At 70.8% G+C, this 3,803-nt stretch carries 4 protein-coding genes; 3 read left to right on the forward strand and 1 reads right to left on the reverse strand.

Translation table 11 applies throughout. The features are described from left to right. Nucleotides 1-17: 17 nt before the first annotated feature. The gene (locus ABD808_RS15450; protein ID WP_344896567.1) at nt 18-776 is read right to left on the reverse strand and encodes a 2,3-dihydro-2,3-dihydroxybenzoate dehydrogenase; all 759 of its coding nucleotides are present in this window, start codon (nt 774-776) and stop codon (nt 18-20) included. Nucleotides 777-949: 173 nt separating this feature from the next. On the opposite strand from ABD808_RS15450, the gene ABD808_RS15455 reads away from it, so the two are divergent. The 3 genes from ABD808_RS15455 (at nt 950) to ABD808_RS15465 (ending at nt 3,801) form a co-directional block, all read left to right on the forward strand. Further along, entirely contained in the window at nt 950-1,180 is a 231-nt protein-coding gene (locus ABD808_RS15455; protein WP_344896570.1) for a phosphopantetheine-binding protein, read from the forward strand. A gap of 145 nt (nt 1,181-1,325) precedes the next feature. Continuing rightward, nucleotides 1,326-2,822, forward strand: coding sequence for a tryptophan 7-halogenase (locus ABD808_RS15460; RefSeq protein WP_344896573.1), 1,497 nt, complete (start codon nt 1,326-1,328; stop codon nt 2,820-2,822). A 19-nt stretch (nt 2,823-2,841) separates the two neighbouring features. Then, nucleotides 2,842-3,801 (forward strand): ABC transporter substrate-binding protein, encoded by a 960-nt coding sequence (locus tag ABD808_RS15465; RefSeq protein WP_344896576.1) that lies wholly within the window; start codon nt 2,842-2,844, stop codon nt 3,799-3,801. Nucleotides 3,802-3,803: the final 2 nt, after the last annotated feature.

Genomic DNA, 3,803 nt, shown 5'->3' on the forward strand with positions numbered 1-3,803 from the left:
GGGGTCGGCTCCGGGGTTCAGGCGCGCAGGGTGGCGCCGCCGTCGACGTACAACTCGTGCATGGTGATGTGCCGCGCCCGCTCGGACAGCAGGAAGAGCACGGCGTCGGCGATGTCGGCGGGGGCGGCGACGCGGCCGAGCGGGATGCCGGTGCGGAACGCGGCGGCGTCCCCGGCGATGACGTCGCCCGCGCCGAGGGCGCGCAGCATGGGGGTGTCGGTCGAGCCCGGCGAGACGATGTTGCAGCGCACCCCGTGGGGCGCCATCTCCAGGCCGAGGCAGCGGGTGAGGTGGGCGGCGGCGGCCTTGGACGCGGCGTAGGCGGCCATCCCGCCGCGCGGGACGCCGCCCGCGTTGGACCCGACCGTGACGATGGCGCCGCGGCGGCGCGCCCGCATCCGGCGGGCCGCCGCGCGGGAGACCGCGAACACGCCGGTCAGGTTGACCGCGAGGGTCGCGGCCCAGTCGGTGTCGGTGGTGTCCAGGACGGTCGCCGGACGCAGCAGCCCGGCGACGTTGACCGCCTCGGTCACGTCCCCGAGCTCCGCTTCGATCTTGTCGAAGACGGCCTCGACGGCGTGCGCGTCGGTGACGTCGACGGCGTGCGCCGTGACGTCGAACCCTTGGTCGTCGGCCCGGTCGGCGAGGGCGCGCAGGCCGCCCGCGTCGAGGTCCAGGGCCGCCACGCGATGGCCGGATCCGGCCAACGCCTCGACGGTCGCGGCGCCTATGCCGCCCGCGGCGCCGGTCACCACCGCAACACCTTCGCGTCTCATCGCCGTCCTCGAATTTAGGTCTACCTAAGTTAGGAGAGCCTTGCCTATCGTTCAGAGATCGCACCACCCCGTCAAGGGACTGCGAAGCGCGACCCGGTCGGACTTGACAGATCATGGAACACATCGAGATCTTAGGCAAGGCTAACCTAACTTGATCTCCAGAGGAGCGGGACATGGACCGGACTCAGCTCACCGCGGACCGCATCCGCGCCGACGTGGCCGACGTGCTGAGCCTGGATCCGCGGGCGGTCGCCGAGGACGTCCAGCTCACCGACCAGGGCATGGACTCGATCCGGCTGATGACCCTCGTGGAGCGCTGGCGCGACGAGGGCGCCGACATCGACCTCATCGACCTCGCCGAGCGGCCCACGGTCGCCCAGTGGGTCGCCCTGCTCGTCCCGTGACGGCCGCGCCTTGACGCCCGTCCCTGACAGGCGAGCCCCTGGCAAGACCCCGTCTCTGACCGCCCGTCTCTGACCTCGTCCGTCTCTGACCCGCCCGTATCTGACACGCCCGCCGTGATCGCGTCCACACCGAGGAGCCCCGAACGTGCAGACCGAGCAGTTCGATGTCGTCGTCGTCGGCGGCGGACCCGGCGGGTCGACCGCCGCCACGCTCATGGCCCGCCGTGGCCATCGCGTGCTGCTGCTGGAGAAGGAGACCTTCCCCCGCTACCAGATCGGCGAGTCCCTGCTGCCCGCGACCGTGCACGGCGTCTGCCGACTGCTCGGCGTCGAGGACGAGATGCAGCGCGCCGGGTTCACGGTCAAACGCGGCGGCAGCTTCCGCTGGGGCGTCAACCCCGTGCCGTGGAACTTCCTGTTCGCCCTGTCACCGGAGATCTCCGGCCCGACGTCGTACGCCTACCAGGTCGAACGCATGAAGTTCGACGAGATCCTGCTCCGCCACGCGGCGGCCAGCGGCGTCGACGTGCGTGAACAGGCGTCCGTGGGCGAGGTCGTCGCCGACGAGGAACGGGTGCGCGGCGTCCGGTACATCGACGCCTCCGGCGAGGCCCACGAGGTCTCCGCGCGGCACGTGATCGACGCCTCCGGCAACCGCACCCGCATCAGCGGAAACGTCGGCGGCGAGCGCGTCTACTCCGAACACTTCAAGAACCTCGCCCTCTTCGGCTACTTCGAGGGCGGGGGACGGCTGCCAGGCCCCGACTCCGGCAACATCCTGTGCGCCGCGTTCGACGAGGGCTGGATCTGGTACATCCCGCTCAGCGACACCCTGACCAGCGTCGGCGCCGTCATCGGCCGCGACCGCGTGCACGAGATCCAGGGCGACCAGGCCGCGCGGGACAGGGCGCTGCGCGGGTTCGTCGACCGCTGCGACATCGTCCGCGACCTGCTCGACGGGGCCACCCGCGTCACCACCGGCACCTACGGTGAGCTGCGCGTCCGCAAGGACTACTCGTACGCCAACACGCGGTTCTGGCGGCCCGGCATGGCCCTGGTCGGCGACGCCGCCTGCTTCATCGACCCGGTGTTCTCCACCGGCGTGCACCTGGCCACCTACGCCGGGCTGCTCGCCGCCCGGTCGGTCAACAGCGTCCTCGCCGACGAACTGCCGGAGGACCGCGCGTTCACCGAGTTCGAGGCCCGCTACCGCCGCGAGTACGGCGTCTTCTACGAGTTCCTCAGCGCCTTCTACGACATGCAGAGCGACGAGGACGGCTACTTCTGGAAGGCCAAGAAGGTCACCGCGTTCGACACCTCGGCGATGGAGGCGTTCGTCACGCTCGTCGGCGGGGTGGCGTCGGGCGAGAGCGCGCTGTCCGGTGCGGCGAAGACGGCCGAACGCTTCGCCGGTTCGTCCCGGTCGCTCTCGGACGCGGTCGACGCGACGGGCGACATGACCACCGCGTCGGGGGAGCGGATGAACCACCTGTTCGGCGTCCCGGTCGTCGGCGACGTCATGCGGGAGATGAACCAGATCCAGCACCGCGGGGTGGTCGGCGACGCGACCCGGGAGGCGCCGCTGCTCCCCGGCGGCCTCGTGCCCACCGCCGACGGGCTGGCCTGGACGGAGCACCGATGAACCACGGCACGGGAGAGTCATGATCCACGTCCTTCGGAGATCCCGGTCGCTGGTCGCGGTGGCCGCGGCCGTCGCCGCCGCGCTCACCCTCGCCGGATGCGGCGGCTCCGGCTCCGCCCACACCGGCTCGGCGTCCTCCGGGAAGCGGACCGTCCAGGCCACCAACGGCTCGGTCACCGTCCCGGCGCACCCGAAGCGGATCGTCGCGATCAGCTACGTGGCGGGCGCGCTGCTGGACGTCGGCGTCGTGCCCGTCGGCACCACCAAGGTCGAGGAGCCGCTGGAGCTGACCCCCGAGCAGACCGCGCGGATCGCGGCCAGCACCCAGATCGGCGCCGGTGACCAGGTGAACCTGGAGAAGGTCGCCGAGCTGCGACCCGACCTGATCATCGTGGAGGGCGCCGACTTCGGCTGGCCCATCGACAAGCTCGGCAGGATCGCGCCGACGTTGTACTACGAGGTCGCCAAGCCCAGCGAGCTGGTCGAGTCCGCCGAGAAGATCGCGCTGGCGGTGGGCCGGGACGCCGAGCTCAAACGGCTCAAGGACGCCTACGCGGCCAGGCTCGCCCAGGTGAAGAGCGCCTACTCCGCCCAGCTGACGAACACCAAGTTCTCCCTGGTCTCCACCTATGGGGACGGCAAGTTCTACATCGACACCCGCACGTCCTGGATGGGGCAGGTGCTCAACGCGCTCGGCGCCGGGTTCGCCAAGGAGTCCGACCGGACCGACACCCATGAGAACGAGTACTCGCAGGAGAAGATCTCCGTCCTCGCCGACGCCGACGTCGTGCTGATCGGCAACTCGGGCGGCAAGCTCAGCCCGCCGACCGAGGAGATGCTCGCCACCGCGCAGTGGAAGCTGCTGAAGGCCGCCAAGGACAGGCAGGTCCACGGCGTGAACTTCAGCTACGCCGACCGTTACACGTCGCTGACCGCCGTCCTCGGCCAGATCGAGACGATCCTCAAGGAACTCGGGTAACC

Source organism: Actinomadura meridiana (assembly GCF_039537545.1).
Lineage (GTDB): Bacteria > Actinomycetota > Actinomycetes > Streptosporangiales > Streptosporangiaceae > Spirillospora > Spirillospora meridiana.

Bases quoted from the DNA above. Each gene is read 5' to 3' on its own strand.
- ABD808_RS15450 (WP_344896567.1), bottom strand. From the start codon at position 776: ATGAGACGCGAAGGTGTTGCGGTGGTGACCGGCGCCGCGGGCGGCATA.
- ABD808_RS15455 (WP_344896570.1), top strand. From the start codon at position 950: ATGGACCGGACTCAGCTCACCGCGGACCGCATCCGCGCCGACGTGGCC.
- ABD808_RS15465 (WP_344896576.1), top strand. From the start codon at position 2,842: ATGATCCACGTCCTTCGGAGATCCCGGTCGCTGGTCGCGGTGGCCGCG.